Origin of the sequence: Bordetella sp. BOR01, assembly GCF_019218885.1 — a bacterium.
GTDB lineage: Bacteria > Pseudomonadota > Gammaproteobacteria > Burkholderiales > Burkholderiaceae_B > Bordetella_A.
Genome location: NZ_JAHUWT010000011.1, coordinates 1 through 644 on the forward strand (window position 1 = coordinate 1; position 644 = coordinate 644).

At 67.7% G+C, this 644-nt stretch carries 1 protein-coding gene; it reads right to left on the reverse strand.

What is annotated here, in order from left to right:
* On the reverse strand, positions 1 to 644 hold a 644-nt coding region (locus KW845_RS29300), incomplete at both ends, for a TRAP transporter large permease subunit (protein WP_218372940.1).

Below are 644 nucleotides of genomic sequence, written 5' to 3' on the forward strand. Positions count from 1 at the left end.
GTGACCCGCTCGGCCAGCGCCGAGAGCATCTTCAGCCTGAACACCTTGTTGACGATGGCGATCACGAACGCGGTCAGCCCCCACAGCAGCAGGCTGAGCACCACCTTCTCGTCGACCGGCGCATCGGCTTTCTCGATCCACTGCGTGATCAGGTAGGCCGAGGCCGCCGAGATCAGCATCAGTATCAGCAGCGAGCGCCCCCCGCGCGAACCGTTGGGCTCGCGAAACGCGCGCGCCTCTTCGGGCAGCGCCGGCGCCATCGACGGCTTGATGATCGACACCAGCACGATGTACAGAATGTACGACCCCGCCAGCAGGAACCCCGGGATCATCGCCGCGCGGTACATGTCGCCGATCGAGCGGCCCAGCTGGTCGGCCAGGATGATCAGCACCAGCGACGGCGGGATGATCTGCGACAGCGTGCCCGAGGCCGCGATCACCCCCGAGGCCAGCCGCCTGTCATAGCCGTAGCGCAGCATGATCGGCAGCGAGATCAGCCCCATCGAGATCACCGAGGCCGACACCACCCCGGTGGTCGCCGCCAGCATCGCCCCCACCACCACCACCGCAATGGCCAGCCCCCCGCGCAGCGGGCCGAACACCTGCCCGATCGTCTCGAGCAGGTCTTCGGCCATGCCGGATCG